At 68.7% G+C, this 22,148-nt stretch carries 12 protein-coding genes; 3 read left to right on the top strand and 9 right to left on the bottom strand.

Annotated elements, in window-relative coordinates:
• Positions 1-88: 88 nt before the first annotated feature.
• Together ACFWBQ_RS34075 and ACFWBQ_RS34070 are read right to left on the bottom strand one after the other, a co-directional pair.
• Positions 89-4,378, bottom strand: a complete 4,290-nt coding sequence (locus ACFWBQ_RS34075) for a discoidin domain-containing protein (RefSeq protein ID WP_385506268.1) — start codon at positions 4,376-4,378, stop codon at positions 89-91.
• A 393-nt stretch (positions 4,379-4,771) separates the two neighbouring features.
• Positions 4,772-5,959 carry a S8 family serine peptidase gene (locus ACFWBQ_RS34070; protein ID WP_385506266.1) on the bottom strand — a complete coding sequence of 396 codons (1,188 nt, stop codon included), beginning with the start codon at positions 5,957-5,959 and terminating at the stop codon, positions 4,772-4,774.
• Positions 5,960-6,310: 351 nt separating this feature from the next.
• Here ACFWBQ_RS34070 and ACFWBQ_RS34065 point away from each other — a divergent pair, with 351 nt between their 5' ends.
• Positions 6,311-9,505 (top strand): alpha-L-rhamnosidase, encoded by a 3,195-nt coding sequence (locus ACFWBQ_RS34065; RefSeq protein ID WP_385506263.1) that lies wholly within the window; start codon positions 6,311-6,313, stop codon positions 9,503-9,505.
• Between the two features lie 97 nt (positions 9,506-9,602).
• On the top strand, positions 9,603-10,193 hold the full coding sequence (locus tag ACFWBQ_RS34060; protein ID WP_385506261.1) for a YdeI family protein: 591 nt from the start codon (positions 9,603-9,605) through the stop codon (positions 10,191-10,193).
• Between the two features lie 14 nt (positions 10,194-10,207).
• Here ACFWBQ_RS34060 and ACFWBQ_RS34055 read toward each other — a convergent pair whose 3' ends face one another.
• Entirely contained in the window at positions 10,208-10,630 is a 423-nt protein-coding gene (locus ACFWBQ_RS34055; protein WP_385506258.1) for an acyl-CoA thioesterase, read from the bottom strand.
• Positions 10,631-10,910: 280 nt separating this feature from the next.
• Between ACFWBQ_RS34055 and ACFWBQ_RS34050 the strand changes: the two genes are divergently transcribed.
• Positions 10,911-13,937 carry a carbohydrate binding domain-containing protein gene (locus tag ACFWBQ_RS34050; RefSeq protein ID WP_385506256.1) on the top strand — a complete coding sequence of 1,009 codons (3,027 nt, stop codon included), beginning with the start codon at positions 10,911-10,913 and terminating at the stop codon, positions 13,935-13,937.
• 43 nt (positions 13,938-13,980) lie between these two features.
• Here the strand turns inward: ACFWBQ_RS34050 and ACFWBQ_RS34045 are convergent, their stop codons facing one another.
• The 6 genes from ACFWBQ_RS34045 to ACFWBQ_RS34020 form a co-directional block, all read right to left on the bottom strand.
• Positions 13,981-16,005, bottom strand: coding sequence for a GTP-binding protein (locus tag ACFWBQ_RS34045; protein WP_385506254.1), 2,025 nt, complete (start codon positions 16,003-16,005; stop codon positions 13,981-13,983).
• Positions 16,006-16,298: 293 nt separating this feature from the next.
• Entirely contained in the window at positions 16,299-17,363 is a 1,065-nt protein-coding gene (locus ACFWBQ_RS34040; RefSeq protein ID WP_385506252.1) for an aldose epimerase family protein, read from the bottom strand.
• Positions 17,363-18,400, bottom strand: coding sequence for a LacI family DNA-binding transcriptional regulator (locus ACFWBQ_RS34035; protein ID WP_385506250.1), 1,038 nt, complete (start codon positions 18,398-18,400; stop codon positions 17,363-17,365). Before ACFWBQ_RS34035 ends, ACFWBQ_RS34040 begins: the two co-directional genes overlap by 1 nt.
• 56 nt (positions 18,401-18,456) lie before the next feature.
• Positions 18,457-19,512, bottom strand: coding sequence for an ABC transporter permease (locus tag ACFWBQ_RS34030; protein ID WP_385506247.1), 1,056 nt, complete (start codon positions 19,510-19,512; stop codon positions 18,457-18,459).
• Entirely contained in the window at positions 19,509-20,510 is a 1,002-nt protein-coding gene (locus ACFWBQ_RS34025; protein WP_385506244.1) for an ABC transporter permease, read from the bottom strand. Before ACFWBQ_RS34025 ends, ACFWBQ_RS34030 begins: the two co-directional genes overlap by 4 nt.
• Positions 20,507-22,114: a sugar ABC transporter ATP-binding protein gene (locus ACFWBQ_RS34020; protein WP_385506242.1), complete on the bottom strand. Its 1,608-nt coding sequence runs from the start codon at positions 22,112-22,114 to the stop codon at positions 20,507-20,509. Before ACFWBQ_RS34020 ends, ACFWBQ_RS34025 begins: the two co-directional genes overlap by 4 nt.
• Positions 22,115-22,148: the final 34 nt, after the last annotated feature.

The following is a 22,148-nucleotide window of genomic DNA, read 5'->3' as shown; positions in this document are numbered from 1 at the left end:
TATCGATGCAAAGAGTGTACGCAGGTGGGGTGCCTCACGGAAGCCGCGAGGCACCCCCTCACATTCCTGCCCCTTTCCCGCGTACCTCCTACGGGTTGATGTTGATCTTGAAGGTGGAGGTGGTGTTCTTCACGTCCTGGGCGTTGCCGCTCAGCTTCAGCCCGTTGAACGTGACCTCGCCGACCGCCGGGCCCTGGCCCGTCTCGGGCATCTCGTTGGCCCAGAGCCCGAATCCGGACTTCGCGTCGAACGCGTCACCGCTCTTGCGTGCTCCGGTGATCGAGATGTCGGTGAGCACCGTGTCCTTGATCGGGAACTGGGGCTGTCCACCGACGTAGTTCGTCTGGAACATGATCCCGCTGTACGTCGGATCGACGATGTCCACATGGGAGATCCGGATGCCCTGGAACACCTTGGAGGCCGAGAACAGCCAGATGCCCGGGAAGGTCTGCGACCCCCAGAAGTGCCCGCCCGACCGCACGATCGACACGTTCTCGATCGCCGTGGGGCCGGTCCCGAATCCATTCATCGGATAGCCGAAGTCCAGTGAACTGACCGTGATACCCGAGTACACCAGGGTGTCGGCGATGTGGATGTTGCGGAAGGTGTTGTCGTACCCGCCGTACACGGCCACACCCGCGGCCCGCCAGGTGAGGATGGACGTCAGGTTCTCGTACACGTTGTTCTTCATGTCCGAGCCGCCACCGTCGATCGCCGAGAACAGTGCGAAGCTGTCGTCCCCGGTGGCCCGCGCCTCGTTGTTGGTGACGTGGTTGTCGGTGGATCCGTTGGTCATGTTGATGCCGTCGGCGAACATGTCGCGGATCCGGGAGTTCTTGATGGTGACGTTGTCGGTGTTGGCGCCCCAGTAGAGGCACACCATGTGCTCGTTCCAGATGTTGTCGATCAGGATGTCCGAGACGTTGGAGAAGTCGAACACCTTGCCCGGTCCGTCGATGCGGGAGGTGTAGTTGCCGAAGTACGCGAAGTTCGAGAACGACGAACCCTTCGCACTGGCCTCCGCACGGAACCCGATGTCGGTGTTGTCCTGCATGGACGGAGCATGGAACCGGGTGTACCAGGGACCCGCGCCGACGACTTTCACGGCCTTGCCGTAGACCTGGAACTTGCTCGCCGTGGAATAGTCACCGGCCGGCAGGTAGACACCCACGAGAGCACCTGTGGTGTCCATCCGGACCTTGTCGAGGGCGTTCTGGACGTCCTGGTGCGTGAAGCCGACGGGCACCGTGTAGGTCGCCGGATCCGGGTTGGCCACCTGGGCGACCTGCTCCAGGCTGACGAAGTCGATCGCGTAGGTGCTGGTGTTGGCCGCGTCCTTCTGCAACCGGATCCTGCTGCCCGCCGGAACGGTCCTGCCCAGCATGACGTTCGCCTCGTCATAGATGTGCCGGGGCGCTCCCGCACCCGGGGAGTTGCCGGGTCCGGTCTCGTTCCCGTACAGCCATGCGTACTTCGACGTGAGGTCGATGGCCTTCAGGAAGGTGCCGTCCACGTAGACGTTCAGCTTCGATTCGATGCCGCCGCCACCCGCGGAGTCCGGGATGGAGAACCGGGTGACCAGGGTGTTCGTGGACGCCCGCGTGGTGAACTCGACGTAGTTGCCGGTGCTGTCGAGAGTGACCGCCTTGCGTCCGGACGCCTCGCCGGCGATGTCGCCGACGGTCCTGTTGGGTCCGGCCACCCTGGCGCCACCACCCGTGACACCGTCCTCCGCCTCGTACATGTCGTACGGCATGTCGGCGCCGCGTCCGACGAACAGCGACTCGGTGCGGGTGTTGTTCTCGCGCTTCACCGGGAGTTCGTTGGCGTCGTCGGCGATCACCACCTTCACCGTGTACGAGCCGTTGGCCGCCGTCCAGGTGCCGAGGGATACCGGCGGCGTCGTGGAGCCCGCCGCGATGGCGCCGCTGTGCGCGCCGGTGAGGGTCTTGACCGTGACGCCCTTGGCGTCGATCAGCTGCAGGGTGATGCCGTGGCTGCCGCTCGCGGAGGCCACGGTGCCCTGGTTCCTGAGAGCGACGGAGAAGGTCACGGTGTCGCCGTCGGCCGGGGCGGACGGCGAGGTGGTGACCGCGCTCGCGACGAGGTCGGAGCTGGAGACCGGCTTCACGACCAGCGGGGCACTGCTGGTGTAGCGATTGTTGGTCTCGTTCTCCTCGATGATCGAACCCGCCGGGTCGACGACCGCGCCCAGCGTGTAACTGCCCGCGTCGCGCGCTCCGATACCGGCGGTGACCTGTGCGGAGGCACCGGCGGCCAGAGCGCCCACCGAGGCGGTGGCGACCTTGGAGCCGCCCAGCTCGAAGTCGAGCTTGCCCGCGGGCGCGGCGAGGGCGCCCGTGTTGCGCACGGTCGCCGACAGCGTGATCTCGTCGGACTCCACCGGCGCGGCCGGGGAGGCGCCGACTGCCGAGACCTGCAGGTCCGGGTTGGGGGCCGGAGCGCCCAGCACCTGGAACTCGGCGACCTGACCGGCTCCGGACCCGGTGTTGGAGGTGAACTTCAGCTGGACGTCGGCGACCCTGGCGGTGACCGCAATCGTCACCGTGTTGCCGGTCACCGGGTCGAACGCGTAGTTCCTGGCGGCGGCCAGGCTCGTGAAGGACGTGGCGTTCTGCTCCCGTCCGAGAACCTCGATGTTCTGGGTGCGTGCGCCCCAGATGCTGTCGGGGTTGAGCTTGACGACGACGCTCTCGGTGTCGGCGTTGGAGCCCAGCTTCACGGTGAGGGTGTTGGGGTAGCTGCCGCCCGCGCCCTCCCAGTAGGTGGTGAGGGAGTTGTCGTTGGCATTCGCCGCGACGAAGGTGTGGATCACCGAGGATGCGGTGATCGGCTTGGAGACGGCGAGATTGGACGCGACGGTCGTGGAACCGTTACGGGTCACGGAGTTGCTCGCGACGGATATGTTGCCGGCCGCGTCCTTGGCCCGCACCACGTAGGTGACCGTGGCGCCGGCCGGCTGGGCGTCGGTGTACGTCGTGACGTCACCGGCCACGCTCTTGCGGAGCACGTTGTTGGCGTAGACGTCGTAGCCGGTCACGCCCTTGTTGTCCGAGGACGCCTGCCAGGCCAGCCTGATCTGCCCGGTGGACGGCTCGGTGAAGGCCAGTCCCGAGGGGGCGGTGGGTGCCTGCGTGTCACCGGAGCCACCCGTGCGGGTGACGGTGTTGCTGTTGCCCGACTCGTTGCCCGCCGCGTCCCGGGCCCGGACGTAGTAGGAGACGCTCTCGTCGGCCGGCCTGGTGTCGGTGTACGTGGTGACGTTGCCCGCCACACCGGTCAGCAGCGTGTTGCCGGCGTAGATGTCGTAGCCGGTGACGCCTGTGTCGTCCGAGGACGCCTTCCAGGTCAGTCTGATCTGCCCGGTGGACGGCTCGGTGAAGGCCAGGTCGGCGGGGGCTGTGGGTGCCTGGGTGTCCCCGGTCTCGGGGCCGTAGACCTCCAGTTCGGAGACCTGTGCGGCCGGCTGGACCGAGTTGGCGGTGACCAGTACCCGAACGTAGCGGGTGGTGGTGGCATCGAAGGAGATGGTCGCCGACTGCCCGCCCGCGGCGTTGAAGCTGTACGCCTGGGACGCGGTCAGGTCACTGAAGTCCGAACCGTTGGCGCTTCCCTGGATCTTCAGTGTCTGGGTCCGCTGCGGCCAGCCGTCGGGCAGGCGCAGCACGACCCGGTCGACCCGGACGGAGGAGCCGAGGTCCGCCTGGATCCACTGCGGGAGGGCGTTGTTCCTGCTCTCCCAATAGCTGGCCCGGTTGCCGTCGTTGCCCTGGGCCGCCACGTACGTCTCGGTGTGGCTGCTCGCTGTGAGGGTCTTGCCGGCGGCGAGGTCCACCGACGACTCCTCGGCCTCGCTGACCTCCAGTTCGGCGAGCTGGGCGTTGCGTCCTGCCGTGTTGGCCGTGATGTTCACCCGCACGAAGCGGGTCTTCGTGGCGGGGAAGGCGATCGTCACCTTGTTGGACGTACCGGGGCTGAAGGTGTACGTCCCCGAGGTCTTCAGGGTGGAGAAGCTCGTGCCGTCCGCGCTCCCCTGGATGGAGAGGGTCTGCTTTCTGCTCTCCCACCCTGCGGGGAGTTTCAGCGTCACCTCGTCGATCCGGGAGTCCGGGCCGAGGTCGGTCTGCACCCACTGCGGAAGTGAGCCGCCGGATCCCTCCCAGTACGTCGACTGGTTGCCGTCCGTCACACTCCGGGCGGTGCGTCCCTCGCCGGTACTGCTCGCCGCCGCGGCCCTGCCCGCGGCGATGCTGGGGCCGTCGGCCGCCGAGGCGGCGAGCGACGGCCATCCGATCATCAGAAGACTGGTGGTGACCGCGGCGGAAACGACCCGCCATCTCCAGCGTTTGGCTCTCATAGGTCCCCGATCTTCGGCCTCGGCGCGGAGCGCGTCGAGGGCGCGGCTCTGTCTGCTCGGCTCGGTGACACCTGTTTCTGCGCTCACTGAGCATGAGATTTGCGTTTTGCGGTCAGAGAATTGCAGAAAACTGCGAGAGCGTCCACCGTTGGGACAGAACCGAGCGATCCGGCACGAGGAGCAATTTGAGAGCAAGCCCCCAGCCGGTAGGGAGACTTGGGCGGGCAAGAAGTGGAAGCAGCGAAACTGCAAGGCAGCGCAATGAGCGCAAGCCATTTGCGCGTATATGGAAGGCGCCGCAAAGTGCCTGCTCCAGGGCACAGCCCAGAGCGGGGCCCGCAGGACGCGGACCCCGCTCCGATGGAGAGGATCAGTGATCGGCCGGACCGGGGGTCAGAGACCGCCGGTGTACAGAAGCCGGTCGGGTGAGCCTGTACCCAGATTCGCCAGCACACCGGTCGTCGACTGGCCGGTGACCCAGTCGGTGACCGCCTGCGGCGCCGCGGCCGGGTTCTGCTCCAGGTAGAGGGCGGCAACCCCCGCGACATGCGGACTGGCCATGGACGTGCCGCTCAGCGTGGTGGATCCGCCGCCGAGCCTGGCGGAGACGATGTCGACCCCGGGGGCGTACACCTCCACACAAGTGCCCCAGTTACTGAAGCCCGCCTGCCGGTCCTGGTCGTCACTGGCACCCACGGTAACCACCTGGCCGGCGCCCGCCGGGGAGACGTTGCAGGCGTCCTGGCTCTCGTTCCCCGCCGCGACGACGGGCAGGATGCCCTGCTCGGCGAGTCCGTCGAACGCGTCATCGACCGCCGCGGACGACGTTCCGCCGAGCGAGGCGTTGACCACGGCGGGCTTCTGGACGTTCTCTGCGATCCAGTCGAGCCCCGCGATGATCCCGGCCCAGGTTCCCGACCCCTCGCAGTTGAGCACCCGAACGGGGACGAGCAGGGCGGAGGGCGCGACGCCGTAGGACGCGCCACCGACCGTGCCGGCCACATGTGTGCCGTGGCCGTGACAGTCCTGGGCGTTCCGGCCGTCGCCGATGACGTCGAAGCCCGGGCCCACCCGGTCACCGAACTCGCTGTGGGCGGATTCGATGCCGGTGTCGACGATGTAGGCCGTCACCCCGGCGCCCGTGCGGGTGGCGTTGTACATGGAGTCCAGGGGCAGATTCCGCTGGTCGATGCGGTCCAGTCCCCAACTCGTGGCCGCCGCGAGGGCACCGGCCGTCCCGTTCGCGGCGGGCGGGGGAGCAACGGAGGCCTCGCTGTTCTCCTCGACGGCCTGGATGCCTGCCGTGCCACGCACCTTCTCGAGCTGAGCAGGGGTGAGCGAAGCCGCGAAGCCGTGCAGGACCTTGCTGTACGTGAACAGCGTGGTGAGCCCGAGCTGCTTGGCCATGACGTCCGCCGTCTGCGCGGGCGCCAGGGTGACGATGTACTGACCGGGCACAGCCCGGGACGACTTCTGCACCGGCACAAGAGTGTCGCCGGTGTCGGCCGTGGCCGAAGTGGTGCCGATCAGCGGGACGATCAGCAGTAGAGCGGCCGGTGCCCAGTGGGCGCGCAGGCGCATGCGTTCTCCCTTGACGTGGAGGAGCCGATCGCGGACAAGGACAGGTCCGCGAGGTGCGAACACCTGACCTTTCGTCCACATCCGGGGCGCGCCTTGAGCCACGTCAGCCGGACAGCGCAACGATCAGTACCGGGGCAGGCCCATTCGGCCGATCGCGTGAAAGGTTTCAACAAGCTCCCGCGGGCGAAGATAGACCCGCTCCGACATGGACGTCAATGCTGCACACAGCAGGCTTTCAACCATCAAGCCAGAAGCACCTCGATCACGAAGGAACCCTTGACAGGGACCGAACACAACCCTAGCTTCACATGACTGAAACGATTCATCACCGCGTCGTTACGGAGCCGAGTTGTGATCAGCAGAAGACGACTGCTCAGCACCACCGCCGCCACCGCAGCGCTCGCTGCCGTGTCCGCCCCCGCCCACGCAGCCGGACCGGCGCAGGCCGCCGCCGGCCGGGCCCGTGTCACCGAACCGACCGTCGAATACGTACGCCACCCTCTCGGCCTCGACACCCCGCGTCCGAGGCTGAGCTGGCCCGTCGCGTCCGACCGCCCCGGCCGGAGCCAGACCGCCTATCAGGTGCGGGTCGCCACCACCCCGGACCGCCTCGGGAAGCCCGACGTCTGGGACAGCGGCAAGATTGAATCCGCCCAGTCGGTGCTGGTCCCGTACGCAGGCCCGGAGCCGGTGTCCCGTACGCGTTACCACTGGTCGGTGCGTGTATGGGATTCCGGCGGGCAGGACTCCGCGTGGAGCGAGCCGTCCTGGTGGGAGACCGGGCTCCTGGCCGACTCCGACTGGTCGGCCGGGTGGATCGGTGCGCCGGCCGCGCTGACCGGTACGCCCGCACTGGACGGCGCCTCATGGATCTGGTTCCCCGAAGGCGATCCGGCCGCCAGTGCGCCCGCGGCCACCCGGTGGTTCCGGGGCCGGGTGGAGGTTCCGGCCGGTGTCACCCGCGCCCGCCTGGTCATGACGGCCGATGACGGCTTCACCGCCCGGGTGAACGGGGTGGAGGTGGCACACACCGAGGCGGACGGCCCCGCCAGGAACTGGCAGCGGCCCGTCCTGACGGATGTGACGGCCCGGCTCTCCCCGGGTGTCCAGGTGATCGCCGTGTCGGCCACCAATGCGGAGGAGGGACCCGCCGGACTGCTCGGCGTGCTGGAGCTGACCACCGCTGACGGTGTGGTCACCCTGGCCACCGGCGCCGACTGGCGGACCACCGACAAAGAGCCGTCGGGGGACTGGGAGTCCGGCGCCTACGACGACAGCGCATGGTCCGCCGCCAAGGTCCTCGCCCCCTGGGGTTCCGGGCCCTGGGGCCGTGTACAGGTGGCACACTCCCCCGCCACCCAACTGCGCAAGGAGTTCCGGCTCGGCCGCAAACGTGTGGCGCGCGCCAGGCTGTACTCGACCGCCCTCGGGCTGTACGAGGTGTTCCTCAACGGCAGGCGGGTCGGCGAGGACCGGCTCGCACCCGGCTGGACCGACTACAACAAGCGTGTCCAGTACCAGACGTACGACGTGACCGGACTGCTCGCACCGGGCGGAAACGCACTCGGGGTCACGCTCGCGACAGGCTGGTACGCCGGCAACATCGCCTGGTTCGGGCCGCATCAGTACGGCGATCAGCCTGCCGTTCTGGCCCAGTTGGAGGTCACCTTCACGGACGGCTCCACCGAGCGGGTCGTGTCGGGGACCGACTGGCTCGCCGCGACCGGGCCCATCACCGGCGCCGATCTCATGGCGGGCGAGGAGTACGACGCCCGGCTGGAGACCGACGGCTGGACGCGCCCCGGCTTCGACGCGTCGGGGTGGCTCGCCGCCGATCAGGTGGACGACATCAGTGCGGCGCTCGTGGCCGAAGTGGACGGAGCATGCCGTGTCGAGCGTGAACTGACGGCCCGTGAGGTGACCGAGCCCGAGCCCGGTGTGTTCGTGTTCGACCTCGGCCAGAACATGGTGGGCACCCCGAGACTCACCGTGTCGGGACCGGCCGGCACGAGAGTGCGACTGCGGCATGCCGAGGTCCTGAACCCGGACGGCACGATCTACACGACCAACCTGCGCACCGCCCGCGCCACGGACACGTACACGCTCAAGGGCGGCGGCCGGGAGACGTACGAACCCCGCTTCACGTTCCACGGCTTCCGCTATGTCGAGGTGACGGGCTATCCCGGCCGGCCGGGCCCCGACGCGGTCGTTGGCCGGGTCATCCACACCTCGGCGCCGTTCACCATGGACTTCACGACCGATGTGCCCATGCTCAACCAGCTCCACAGCAACATCACCTGGGGGCAGCGCGGCAACTTCCTCTCCATTCCGACGGACACCCCCGCGCGGGACGAGCGCCTCGGCTGGACCGGTGACATCAACGTCTTCGCGCCCACCGCCGCGTACACGATGGAGTCGGCGCGGTTCCTCACCAAGTGGCTCTACGACCTGCGGGACGACCAGGTCGCCGACGGCGCCTTCCCGAACGTCGCCCCGGACCTCCCGGGCGTCGGCAGCGGGGCGGCGGGCTGGGGCGATGCGGGGGTGACCGTGCCGTGGGCGCTGTACCAGGCGTACGGCGATGTGCGGGTCCTGGAGCAGTCCTGGTCCTCGATGCTGAAGTGGCTGGAGTACCTGGAGGCACACAGCACCGGGCTCCTGCGGCCCGCCGACGGCTACGGCGACTGGCTCAACATCGAGGACGAGACGCCCAAGGACGTCATCGGCACGGCGTACTTCGCCCACAGCGCCGACCTCGTCGCCCGCATCGCCGAAGCACTGGGCAAGGACCCGGCGCCCTACCGGAGTCTCCACGGCCGGGTGCGCGACGCGTTCCGGGCCGCGTATGTGACCGCCGGCGGGCGCGTCAAGGGCGATACGCAGACAGCCTATGTACTGGCCCTGTCCATGGATCTGCTGACGGAGGGCGACCGCGGGCCGGCGGCCGACAGGCTGGTCGCGCTCATCGAGGCGAAGGACTGGCATCTGTCGACGGGATTCCTCGGAACCCCGCGGCTGCTGCCGGTGCTGACCGACACCGGGCACACGGATGTCGCCTACCGGCTGCTGATGCAGCGGACCTTCCCGAGCTGGGGCTACCAGATCGACCGGGGTGCCACCACGATGTGGGAGCGCTGGGACTCCATCCGGCCGGACGGCAGCTTCCAGGACGCCGGGATGAACTCCTTCAACCACTACGCGTACGGCTCGGTGGGTGAGTGGATGTACGCGAACATCGCGGGCATCGCACCGGGGAGCCCCGGCTTCCGGAAGATCATCGTGCGGCCGCGTCCGGGCGGCGGGGTGACGCAGGCCGAGGGCCGGTTCGACTCCCTGTACGGGCCGGTCACGACGCGCTGGAAGGCGGACGCGGACGGCTTCGCGCTCAGGGTCGTCCTGCCTGCCAACACGACCGCCGAGGTATGGATACCGGGCGGGGACGAGCGCAGCGCCGGCCAGGGCTCCGCGACGTTCCTCCGCCTGGACGACGGGTGTGCGGTCTTCGCCGCCGGATCGGGAACCCATCGGTTCGCCGCTTCCGCCTGACACCGATCGCTTGGGCGCCCTATAGGACGGAAACTGTCCTACAGGGCGCCTAGCGTGATCCTCAGGAGCTCGGGAGATTCCCGTGGAGGAGGCGGACATGACCATGGCCGACGGCACGGAACCCGGTGCGGAGCCGCAGTTCTTCGAGCGGGTCGCAGAACTGAGGGCCTGGCTGGAGCGCCATCACGGGGTGCGGTCGGACCTGTGGGTGAAGCTCGCGAAGAAGAGCACGGGCATCGCGTCCGTCACGGCCGCCGAGGTCATCGACACCGTGCTCTGCTACGGCTGGATCGACGGGCAGCGCAAGTCCCTCGACGGGGAGTACTACCTGCAGCGGATCTCGCGCCGCCGCAAGGGCGGCCACTGGTCCCAGGTCAACGTACGCAAGGTCGAGGCGCTGACGGCGGCCGGCCTGATGCGGGAGCCGGGGCTGGCCGAAGTGCGGGCCGCGCAGGAGGACGGGCGGTGGGCCGCGGCGTACCCCTCGCAGAAGGAGGCCACCGTGCCCGCCGATCTCGCGGCCGCACTGACCGCCGGCTCCCGGGCGGCGCAGCGGTTCGAGGAGCTCGGCAGAACGGACAGGTACCTGGTGATTCTCGAGCTCCTCAAGGCGAGAACGCCCGAGCTGAGGGCTGCCCGGCTCGCGCGGGCGATCACGAAGCTGGAGTCGGGCGGCACGGTCGGCTGAGCCGCCCGGCCCGGTCAGGCGGGGATGCCGAGGAGGTCCGGCTTCTCGGCCAGCGAGGCGAGACGCCCGGCCGGATCCGCGATCAGCCGACGGGCCGCCAGATCGAGGATGCCGCCGATGGCCCTGATGTCCGCGGCCAGGGTTCCGTCCTCCTTGACGATCTGCTGCACGACCTCGAAGGTCTTGCCCGCACCGTAGACGAACGTGCAGCTCACCCGCACCCTGTCCCCGCCACGCAGTTCCCGCAGGTACTTCACCGTCACTTCCAGCTGCACCGGGCCGACTCCGTCGGCCACCAGCTTCTCCTGGGGCAGTCCGGCGGCCCGCAATAGCTCCCAGCGCGCGTGTTCCGCGTACTGGAGATAGACGGCCTGGTTGAGGTGGCCCTGGGTGTCGAGCTCGTAGCCGCGCACCGTCACGTCGACGAAGTAGGTCATGAACATCCGAACGCCGGCGGGCAGTCCGCCATTCCGCCTGCGCCCCGCAGTCAGCTGCCTCTACGCAACCTCTTTACGAGCCTGTCATGCACGGGTAACTTCCTCACTGCAAAAGATTGCAGCAATATTCTGACAGCGCTTGCTGCCAGACGTACTGCTCGCCCGAACCCCGAGGCGCGTCCGGGTTCTCCGGCGGGATCCTCGCAGCCGCTCGCGGAGCGGATGTGCTGTTGGCAGCCGCGGTCCACCCGCCCGCGGCCCTCCCCTGGAGACACAACACATGAAACGCACCCCCACCCGGCTGCTCGGACGCCCCCTGGGAGCGGCCGTCGCAGCCACCGTGATGCTGGGGCTCCTGACCGCGGTGCCGAAGGCCGCGGGTCCCGATTCGGCCGTGCCCGCGGCCTCTTCGGAGTCCACCGCGACCGTCTTCTACTACACGAAGACCAAGGACTGGTCCGCGTACAAACTCCACTACGCACCCGACGGCGGCTCCTGGACCACCGCGCCGGGCGTGGCGATGGAGGCCGCGTGCACGGACTGGGTGAAGCGGACCGTCAGCCTGGGCAGCGCCTCGGGCCTGGCCGCGACGTTCAACAACGGTTCGGGCGTCTGGGACAACAACGCCGGGAAGAACTACACCCTGGGCACCGGCGACATCACCGTCAAGGACGGCGTGGTGGCCCACAGCGACCCGTGCGCAGACACCGGTACGGACCCCGAACCGACCTCCGATCCCGATGAGACACACACTGCGGCGGTCTACTACTCGACCGCCACGGTCGGCTGGACGACCACCAATCTGCACTACCAGCCGGCGGGCGGCACATGGACCACCGTGCCCGGCGTGGGGATGGAGGCCGCCTGTACCGGCTGGGTGAAGAAGTCCGTCGACCTCGGCACGGCGACCACGATGCTGGCCACGTTCAACAACGGCAACGGGGTGTGGGACAACAACAACGGCGCCAACTACACGGTCCCCGCCGGGCTCACCACGGTGAAGGACAAGAAGGTCACGGCCGACGCGGAGGACCCCTGCGCCGCCGAGGTCCCGGACACCCAGGCCCCGACCCTGCCCACGAAGGTGACCGCCGACGCCGACGGTGTCTCCGTCGTGCTGACCTGGGACCCGTCCACCGATGACCGCGGTGTGACGAAGTACCAGGTGACACGGACCGGAGGCACGAAGGGCACGATGGTCACCGACGTCGGCTCCACGGTGTACTCCGACACCGGGCTGGAGGAGAAGACGGCCTACAGCTACACGGTCAAGGCCGTCGACGCCGCCGGAAACGTGTCGGCCGCCTCGGCCGCCGCCACCGCAACCACCGGCGAGAAGCCCGCGGCACCCGCGTCCGGGGAACCGCTGGGAACCGATCCCCGCAAGGACCCGATCTACTTCGTGCTCACCGCCCGCTTCAACGACGGTGACACCTCCAACAACCGGGGCGGGAACCAGCACGGGAAGTCGGGCAACGCGGCCAACAACGACCCCATGTTCCGGGGCGACTTCAAGGGCCTGGTCAACAAGCTCGACTACATCAAGGGCCTCGGCATGTCGGCCGTCTGGATCACCCCGGTGGTGCTGAACCGGTCCGACTACGACTACCACGGCTACCACGGCTACGACTTCTACGAGGTCGACTCCCGGCTGGAGTCCGCCGGTGCCTCCTACCAGGACCTCATCAACGCGGCCCACGCCAAGGGCATGAAGATCTACCAGGACGTCGTCTACAACCACTCCTCGCGCTGGGGCGCCAAGGGCCTGTTCACCCCGACGGTGTACGGAGTCCGCGACACCCAGTGGAGCTGGTTCTACGACGAGAAGAACGACGGCTTCGAGTACGACGGCCTGACCGTCGAGCCCAAGTCCGGGAAGTCGTACTACAACGGCGATCTGTGGTCCACCGCCGAGCCCTCGGGCAACACCTGCGTCAACTGGGGAACGCCCACCCAGTACACCTCGCCCGAGGGGTACCGGATCTACAACTGCCAGTGGCCCAACCCTACTTCGGGCATGTTCCCCAAGGCGTACTACCACAACTGCTGGATCGGGAACTGGGAGGGCGAGGACTCCCGCAGCTGCTGGCTGCACGACGATCTCGCCGACTTCAACACCGAGAGCGCACCCGTCCAGAACTACCTGATCGGCGCCTACAACAAGTACATCGACATGGGCGTGGACGGCTTCCGGGTCGATACCGCCGTGCACATCCCCCGTACCACCTGGAACCGCCGCTTCCTGCCGGCGATCCAGGAGCGCGTCACCCAGCAGTTCGGTGCCGAGGCCGCGAAGAACTTCTTCGTCTTCGGTGAGGTCGCGGCCTTCGTCAACGACAAGTGGAACCGCGGCTCGGTCAACCACTCCGCGCAGTTCTACACCTGGAAGGAACGCAAGGAGTACAACGCGGACGACGAGAAGGCCGCGCTGGAGATGTACGACTACGAACAGCAGCAGGGCACCGGCTCCCAGCCGACCTCCACCAACGCCTTCCTGAACGGCAACGCCTACCACGCACCGGACCACAGCAAGTTCTCCGGGATGAACGTCATCGACATGCGCATGCACATGAACTTCGGTGACGCCAACAACGCGTACAACAACGGCAAGGACTCCGACGACAGCTACAACGACGCCACCTACAACGTCGTGTACGTCGACAGCCACGACTACGGGCCCAACAAGAGCAGCGAACGGTACGCGGGCGGCACCGATGCCTGGGCCGAGAACATGTCCCTGATGTGGACCTTCCGGGGCATCCCCACGCTCTACTACGGCTCCGAGGTCGAGTTCCAGGCCGGCAAGAAGATCGACTGCGGGCCCACCTGCCCGCTGGCGACGACCGGTCGCGCGTACTTCGGCGACCAACTCGCGGGTGACGTCGAGGCATCCGACTTCAGCAAGGTCTCCTCGGCGACCGGCACGGTAGCCGACACCCTCGCGAAGCCGCTGGTCAAGCATGTGCAGCGGCTCAACGAGATACGACGGGCCGTACCGGCCCTGCAGATGGGCCAGTACTCCACCGAGGGCATCACCGGGTCGATGGCGTACAAGCGCCGCTACACCGACGCGGCGAGCGGCACGGACAGCTTCGCGCTGGTGACGGTCACCGGCAGTGCCACGTACACGGGCATCCCCAACGGCACCTACAAGGACGCCGTCACCGGGGACACCCAGGTGGTGACGGGCGGCACGCTCGCCGTCCCGGCACCGGGCAAGGGCAATCTGCGGGTGTACGTCCTCGACCTCGGCGGCAGGAACGCGGCCCCGGGCAGGATCGGGAGCGCGGGTGCCTACCTGAAGTGACCTGAGGTGAACCCGGGCGTGACGGGTGCGCGATGCGCGCCCGTCATGCCCGGCCGCCCTCGCCCCCGGCCACCCGCCGCAGGGTGCGCAGCAGGTACTCCTTGCGGTGGAGCGGATCGTGATCGGTACGGGGCCTCTGCGGAACGGGGCCCTCGACCGGCCGGTAGTGCGCGAAGTCGGACCACAGCACCCCCTCGCCCCGTGTCATCTCCGGCAGCAGCTGCTGCAGTTCGTGGATGCGCGCGGCGGGGACCTCACCCTCCAGGGTGCACACGCGGCCCCGCGTCTGCGGAGTCCGGGGAACGGCGCGCAGCCGTGCGAGGACCGGGACCAGCGGGCCGAACGTATCGGCCGGGAGCTCGATGCGGAAACGGTGCATCGGCTCGTACACCGTGGTTCCGGCCTGCTTCAGCGCGTCCATGAGCACCAGCGGTGTCAGGTTGCGGAAGTCGCCCGCCGTGCTCGACATGCTCTTGTCGAATACCCCGTGCGAATGACTCTGCCGAGGCCAGTATCCGGAATGCGTCAGGGTGACGGTGCAGTCGGTGACCTGCCATCCGTGAATTCCCTGGCCGAGCGTCTCGAGCACGGTGTCCTCCACGGCTCTCATGAGGGAGAAGGGCATCGAGCCGAGTTCCACTTCCCGCCGGAATTCCACCCCGCTGCCCGTCGGTGCGCGATCGACACGGAGTCCGACCGTGGCAAGAAAAGGATTGGGGTCCCGGTCGATGATCTCGACGGCCGCGCCCGTTCCGGCCGGCCGTTCCAGGCAGATGGTCGTGGTCTCCCGGAAGGTGACCTCGATCCCGTACTCGTCCGCCAGCGTCGCCTGGATGACCTCCTTCTGCACCTCGCCGTAGAGCGAGAGGGAGACCTCCTGACGGATGTCGTCCCGCCGTACGCCGATGAGCGGGTCCTGCTCCGCGAGCTGGCCGAGTGCGGTGTGCAGAGCCCCTCGGTCCTCCCGGCGGCGGGGTGAGACGACCGACTCCAGGGTCGGCGGGGCGAAGTGGGCCTGCACCGGCTTCCCGGCCGCCTCTCCGATCCTGTCCCCGATCCTGACCGCGCCGAGCCCCCGCAGCCTGCCGATCCGGCCGGCGGTCAGTGCGGACGCGCTCTCGTGCCTACCGTGGTCGAAGACGGTGATGCCGGAGATCTTGCCCTCGCGGTCGTCGTCCTCGCCGTCCCCCCGGAAGCGGACACGTTCACGCGTGCGCACCGCTCCGGAGAACATCCGGACGTACGCGATCTTCTCCCCGGCAGGACCGCGCTCGACCTTGAACACCGTGCCCGAAGCCGGCCCTTCGGCATCCTGGCAGGTGACGGGCAGCAGCTCGGCGATTCCCGCGATCAGTTCGGCCACGCCGGCCCCGGTGGCCGCGGAGCCGAAGTACACCGGATGCACCAGCGTCTGCCCGGTCTGCGCCGCCAGACCGGCGCGCAGCCGGTCGTACGGGATGCCCGTCGCGTCGTCGACGTAGTCGGCGAGCAGGTCGTCGTCGTGCCCGGTGAGCAGATCGGTCAGCGCGGCGGTGAATCCCGGGTCCGCGTCGGTGAACGGTGCGGTGCGGGCATCGCGGGTCCCCAGGGCTTCGACCGAACCCATCGCGACGATGTCGCGGGACAGCCGCTCGGCGATGTCCGCGAGGACACCTTCGTACCGGGCACCGCCGCGGTCGGTCTTGTTCACGAAGACGAGTGTGGGGATCCGCAGCCGGCGCAGCGTCCGCATCAGGACGCGGGTCTGCGCCTGCACGCCCTCCACGGCGGAGACGACGAGCACCGCGCCGTCGAGCACGCCGAGGACCCGTTCCACCTCGGCGATGAAGTCCGGGTGGCCGGGGGTGTCGATGAGGTTGACCGCGACTCCGTCGATGACGAAGGAGACGACCGCGGACTTGATGGTGATGCCGCGTTGCCGTTCCAGCGCCAGCGAGTCCGTCTGTGTGCTGCCGTCGTCGACGCTGCCGACGGTGTCGATGACTCCGACGGCGTGGAGAAGCCGCTCGGTCAGGCTCGTCTTACCGGCGTCGACGTGCGCCAGAATTCCCAGGTTCAATGTATGCACTGAGCTTCATGTCCTCGAGATAGGTGTCAATTCCTGTCTGGGTGGACACAGAAGCTCGGCGCATGAATATCTCCCGGATTGTTCAGCTGGTGCCGGAATTACAGCAGGCAGCCGCATCACAGGGCAATCGATTAAGACCGACCGGCACATGGGGGGGTGGAGGAAGGAGCGGGGCTGGGTGCGTGCAGCTGCAAGGCGGAGGACTGAGGCATGGCGGAGCCATGGTGATTGACGACAACGCGGCAGATGTGCGTGCCCAGCCCCGCGACGCCGCCCCCGATGTGCCGGCCGGTCTAAACCCCCAGGTGCGGGAAGCGCAGTTCGGTACGGCTCCGCGCGGTCTCTCCGGGGCGCAGCACGGTGCTGGGCTGGCCCGGCCGGTTGGGTGAGTCGGGCAGGTGCTGGGTCTCCAGACAGACCGCGCCGTGGCGTTCGAGGCGGCGGCCGGTGGCGTCGGTGAACGAGCCGTCGAGCTGGTTGGCGGTGTAGACCTGGATGCCCGGCTCGGTGGTCCACACCTCCAGGACGCGGGCCGAGTCCGGGGCGGTGAGGCGGGCTGCGCGTCGCAGCCCTGCGGCGGTCTCGCGCAGGACCCAGCAGTGGTCGAACCCGCCCGCCATGCGCAGTTGTTCGTCCTCGATCCCGATGGACTCCCCCAGTACGCGCGGTGCGGTGAGGTCGAACGGCGTGCCCCGTACCCCGGCCGGCGGTCCCAGGGGGATGCCGTCGCCGTCCACCGGCAGATAGCTGTCGGCGTCGACCTCCAGCCGGTGGCCGAGGATGTCGCCCTTGCCGGCCAGCTCGAAGTAGGCGTGGTTGGTGAGGTTGACGACCGTGGCGCGGTCGGTGACCGAGGCGTAGTCGATGGCCAGGGTGCCCGCCGTGTCGAGGGTGTACGTGACCGTCGCGTCGAGCGCGCCGGGGAACCCCATGTCGCCGTCGGGGCTGTGCAGGGTCAGGCGCAGGGACACGCTGTCCTCGTAGGTGTCCGCGGTGGCGTCCCACACCTTGGTGTGGAAGCCCTCGGGGCCCCCGTGCAGTGCGTGGCCGCGGTCGTTGGCCGGGATGTGGTGCGTGACCCCGTCCAGGATGAAGCGGCCGTTCGCGATGCGGTTGGCGTAGCGGCCGACGACGGCGCCGAAGTACGGGTGCTTGCCCGTGTAGTCGTCGACGGTGGCGAGCGACCGTACGACCGAGGCGGGGGTGCCCTCGGTGTCGGGCACGGTGAGGCGGTGCAGGGAAGCACCGTAGGTGAGTACCTGGGCGAGGACTCCCGTACCGGAATCGAGGGTCCACAGGCCGGTCTCCGTCCCGTGGGCGGAGCCGAACGGTGTGCGGTGCACGGTGGGGCGCGGCATCAGAGATCCTTGTGAAGAGCGGAGGCACGCCCGGGTGCGGTGGATTCGCGGACGATGAGGCGGTAACCGGGACGGGGCCGGCGTGGTTCGGAGACCGGTTCGCCCGAGAGGCGTTCGACGAGGCTGTCGACGGCCAGCCGGGCGATGGCCTCCTTGTCCGGGGCGATGGTGGTGAGCGTGGTGGTGCCGTACCGGCTCTCCTCGATGTCGTCGAAGCCGACGACTGCGATGTCGTCCGGGATGCTCAGCCCGCGCTCGGTGATGGTCCGCATCGCGCCGATGGCGATGAGGTCGTTGTACGCGAACACGGCGTCCGGTCGCTCTCCCCGGTCCAGGAGCGATGCCATGGCTGTGGCGCCGTCCTCGCGGCCGTAGCCGTCGGTGACGACGACGAGGGACTCGTCCGGCTCGATGCCCGCGGCGGCCAGCTCCTCGCGCCAGCCGCGCAGGCGCAGATGCGCGGGCTGGCGTTCGCGGCCGGTGCGCGAGCCGAGGAAGGCGATCCTGCGGTTGCCGTTGTCCAAGAGGTGGCGCACGGCCTCGCGGGATGCCGCCACGTTGTCGATGGCGATGTGGTCGTACGGGGCTTCGTACTCGCGCTCACCGAGCAGCACCAGTGGTGCCGTCTCGGTGCGCGCCATGAGGTCCTCGGTCTCCAGATGGATGGGGCTGAGGATGAGACCGTCGATCACATGGGACCGGAAGCCCTGGCTGACCAGGAGTTCCTTCTCCCGGAGGCCTGCGGTGTGGTCGACCAGGACGGTGTAGTCGTGCCGGGCGGCCGCGTCGACGACCGCTCCGGCGAGTTCGGCGAAGTAGGGGTTGCCGAATTCGGGTACGGCGAGGGCGATGATGCCGGTGCGGCCCTTGCGAAGATGGCGGGCGGTGAGGTTCGGCCGGTAGCCGAGTTCGTCGATCGCCTGCTGCACCTTGGCGCGCATCGCGGGTGTGACGTGCTGATAGTTGTTCACCACGTTCGACACGGTCTTGATGGACACGCCCGCCCGTTGCGCAACGTCCTTGAGGCTGACGCCCACGGCACTCCTTGGCTCGACTTGGCTCAGTGGTTCGGCTCGGAACAGCTGGTTCGTCGTCAGGTGCTTCTGCGACTGCGCGCCAGATAGCGCTGGGCCACCACGACAACGATAAGGAAACCGCCGCTGACCACCGACTGGTACGAGGAGTTGAGCGAGCCGATCTGGTTGATCAGGTTCTGGATGACGGCCAGCAGCAGGACGCCCCAGAGCGTTCCGCTGATGGAGCCGGCACCGCCGATGAGCAGCGTGCCGCCGATGACGACGGCGGAGATCGCGTCCAGTTCCATGCCCACGCCGACGATGGTGACACCGGAGGAGAGCCTGGCCGCGTTGAGCGCACCGGCGAGTCCGGCCAGCAGGCCGCTGAGTGTGTAGACCAGGATCTTCGTGCGGGCGACGGGCAGGCCCATCAGGGTGGCGGCATCACTGCTGCCGCCGACGGCGAAGAGGGTCTGCCCGAACGAGGTGCGCTGCAGCACCAGTCCGCCGGCCCCGAACAGGACCAGGGCGATCAGGATCGGATAGCCGAAGCCCCAGATGCTGCCCTGCCCGAGCTCGCCGAAGGCGGAGTCCTTGGGTACCAGGTAGGTGGTGGCGCCCTCGTCGGTGAGGGCGAGCAGCAGACCGCGGGCCGCCAGCAGGGTGGCGAGCGTGACGATGAAGGGTGCCATGTTGCCCCGGGCGATCAGGAGCCCGTTGAGCAGCCCGATCGCGCCGCACACCACGAGGGGTACGAGCAGCGCGGCGAGGAAGCCGTACTGCGAGGCCCAGGCGGCGAGGACTCCGCCGAGGGCGAATACCGACCCGACGGACAGGTCGATGCCGCCGGTGATGATGACCATGGTCATGCCGAGCGCGACCACGGCGAGGAACGATGCCTGGATCGTCACGCCGCGCGCGTTGTCCAGCGAGGCGAAGGTCGGATAGATGAACGACGCGGCGATCACGACGGTCAGCAGGACCGCGAGCACGCCCTGGCGCTGGAGGAGTTCGGCGATACGCTGCTTGGTGTTCGGCTCGGCGGCGGGGCGGGGAGCCTTGCCGCCCGCGGGTGCGGTCGATTTCCGCACCACGGGGGCCGGGACTGCGGGGGCGGGTGTGGTTTCGTTCATCGGGACCGACGCTCCCGGGCGACGTAGACGGCGGCGATGATGATGGCCGCCTGGGCGATCTGTGCGGTGGAGTCGGGCAGGTCGTGCTTGACGAGGGTGGCGCGCAGGAGCTGCATCAGCAGGGCGCCGGCCACGGTGCCGAGCACCCGGATGGAGCCGCCGTTGAGGGGCGTACCGCCGACCACGACCGCCGTGATGGCGGAGAGTTCCATGAGGGTGCCGAGCGAGGACGGGTCGCTCGCGGTGAGCCTGGCCGTGGCAAGGATGCCGGCGAGGGCTGCGAGCACGCCGCACAGCACGTACACACCGATGAGGACGCGCTTCACGGGAAGTCCCGCGAGGGCGGCGGCGGACCGGTTGCCGCCGACGGCGACGATCTGCCGCCCGAAGGTGGTGCGCTGCACGAGGAAGGCCACGGCGACGGCAAGGATTCCGGCGATCAGAACGACCAGCGGGATGCCGAGGAAGGAGCCGGTTCCCAGCGACAGCAGGTCGGGGTTGACGATCTGCTTGAGCTGGCCGTCGGCCATGACCAGGGCCAGTCCCCGGCCGCCGACGAAGAGGGCGAGCGTGGCCACGATGGGCTGCAGCCCGATGAGGGAGACCAGCGTGCCGTTGACCGCTCCGACGACCGCGCCCGCCAGGAGCGAGACGACGAGTGCGGGCACGAGCCCGTATCCGAGGTAGAGCGGCAGGAACGCGGCGGCGAGTGCCATGGTCGAGCCGACGGAGAGGTCGACGCCCTCGGTCCCGATGACCAGGGCCATGCCCAGGGCGACGATGACGATGGGGGCGACCTGGACGAGCTGGGTGCGGAAGTTGTCCGCGGTCATGAAGTGGTCGGTGAAGAGCGCGTTGAAGAGCAGCACCACCACCACGGCGACGTACACGCCGTATTCCTGGTACCAGGCCGGGTCACGCAGCCGTGCCAGGGGTGTCGCACTCTTTACGGGCTGCTTCGCGGGCTCTACGGGTGGGGAGACGGCGGCCTGGGTCATCGGGGGTCCTCCTGAGCGGCCGGGGCCTTGTCTCCCGGCGCCGGTGCATGGTCGGCGAGTACTTCGAGCAGCCGGCTCTCGGCCACCTCTTCGCCCGCCAGTTCGCCTGCGACGGCTCCGCCGCGCAGGACGACGATCCGGTCGGCGCCCTCGATGAGCTCCTCGATGTCGGAGGAGATGAGCAGGACGGCCAGGCCCTCCCGGGCCAGGTCGTCGATGAGGCTCTGGACCTCGGCCTTGGCGCCGACGTCGATGCCACGGGTGGGTTCGTCGAGCAGCAGGACCTTGGGTTCCAGACAGAGCCAGCGGGCCAGCAGGACCTTCTGCTGGTTGCCTCCGGAGAGTTCGCCGACCTTCTGCTCGGGGCTCGACGCCTTGATCCGCAGGCGCTTCATGAAGATGTCGACGATCCGGTCCTGCTTGGCGCGGGAGACGACACCGGCCCTGGACAGGCGCGGCATGGCAGCGAGCACGATGTTCTCGCGGACGGAGAGGCCGGGGACGATTCCCTCTGCCTTGCGGTCCTCGGGGAGCAGGCTGATCCCGGCCCGGATGGCGGCGGCCGGGGTGAGGCGGTTCAGGGCGGTGCCGTCGACGGTGAGTTCGCCCGCGTCCAGGGGCAGGGCACCGGACAGGGCCTTCGCCGTCTCGCTGCGGCCGGAGCCGAGGAGGCCGCCGAGGCCGAGCACTTCACCCGCGTACAGCGACAGGGATATGTCGTGGAGCTGGTGGCGGCTGGTCAGGCCGGTCGCGGTGAGCACCGGGGTGCGGGCCGCTTCGTGTCCCTCCGCCGCGAAGTTGGTGACGCCTGAGCGGCGGACCTCGGCCATGTCGCGGCCGAGCATCATCGAGACGAGCTGCATCCGGTCGAGGTCGGCGAGGTCGCCGGTGTGGATGTGGCGGCCGTCGCGCAGCACGGTGACGCGGTCGCAGATCCGGTACAGCTCGTCCATGCGGTGGCTGACGTAGAGCACGGCGATGCCCTGGCCGCGCAGGGTCTCGATGACCCGGAAGAGGGTCTCCACCTCACGCGGTTCGAGTGAGGAGGTGGGTTCGTCCATGATGACGACCTGGGCGTTGACCGAGACGGCCCGCGCCAGGGCGACCATCTGCTGCGTGCCGATCCCGAGGGTGTGCAGGGGGCGGCGTGGGTCGACGCTCACACCGAAGCCGTCGAGCAGTTCGGCCGTCTCCCGGTGCATCCGGGCGAAGTCGATGAGGCCGAGGCGGTTCTTGGGTTCGCGGCCGAGGAAGATGTTGCGCGCCACGCTCATCAGCGGGACGAGGTTCACTTCCTGGTAGATCGTGGAGATACCGGCCTGCTGGGACTCGAACGGCCGGGCGAACCTGACCGACTGACCCGCCATCCGCAGGTCGCCCCCGTCCGGCTGGTACACACCGGTCAGCACCTTGATGAGGGTGGATTTGCCGGCGCCGTTCTCGCCGACGAGCGCATGCGTCTCCCCTGCGCGCAGGGAGAAGGAGACATCGTCCAGGGCGACGACGCCGGGGAACCGTTTGCTCACCGAGCGGGCTTCGAGCACCGCGGCGGTCGTGGGCACGGCCGCCTCCGGTGCCTGAGGTACTGCTTCGGGTGGTGCCATGAGTGGTCTTGGCCTTCCGCTGTTCCAAGGGTGT

Origin of the sequence: Streptomyces sp. NPDC060035, from assembly GCF_042736635.1 — a bacterium.
Taxonomy (GTDB): Bacteria; Actinomycetota; Actinomycetes; order Streptomycetales; family Streptomycetaceae; genus Streptomyces.
The sequence above is the reverse complement of the archived record's forward strand: the minus strand, read 5'-3'. Positions and strand labels throughout refer to the sequence as shown.

Excerpts from the sequence above, each read along its gene's own strand:
- ACFWBQ_RS34075 (WP_385506268.1), bottom strand. The coding sequence starts at position 4,378 with ATGAGAGCCAAACGCTGGAGATGGCGGGTCGTTTCCGCCGCGGTCACC.
- ACFWBQ_RS34070 (WP_385506266.1), bottom strand. The coding sequence starts at position 5,959 with ATGCGCCTGCGCGCCCACTGGGCACCGGCCGCTCTACTGCTGATCGTC.
- ACFWBQ_RS34060 (WP_385506261.1), top strand. The coding sequence starts at position 9,603 with ATGACCATGGCCGACGGCACGGAACCCGGTGCGGAGCCGCAGTTCTTC.
- ACFWBQ_RS34055 (WP_385506258.1), bottom strand. The coding sequence starts at position 10,630 with ATGACCTACTTCGTCGACGTGACGGTGCGCGGCTACGAGCTCGACACC.
- ACFWBQ_RS34050 (WP_385506256.1), top strand. The coding sequence starts at position 10,911 with ATGAAACGCACCCCCACCCGGCTGCTCGGACGCCCCCTGGGAGCGGCC.
- ACFWBQ_RS34040 (WP_385506252.1), bottom strand. The coding sequence starts at position 17,363 with ATGCCGCGCCCCACCGTGCACCGCACACCGTTCGGCTCCGCCCACGGG.
- ACFWBQ_RS34030 (WP_385506247.1), bottom strand. The coding sequence starts at position 19,512 with ATGAACGAAACCACACCCGCCCCCGCAGTCCCGGCCCCCGTGGTGCGG.
- ACFWBQ_RS34025 (WP_385506244.1), bottom strand. The coding sequence starts at position 20,510 with ATGACCCAGGCCGCCGTCTCCCCACCCGTAGAGCCCGCGAAGCAGCCC.
- ACFWBQ_RS34020 (WP_385506242.1), bottom strand. The coding sequence starts at position 22,114 with ATGGCACCACCCGAAGCAGTACCTCAGGCACCGGAGGCGGCCGTGCCC.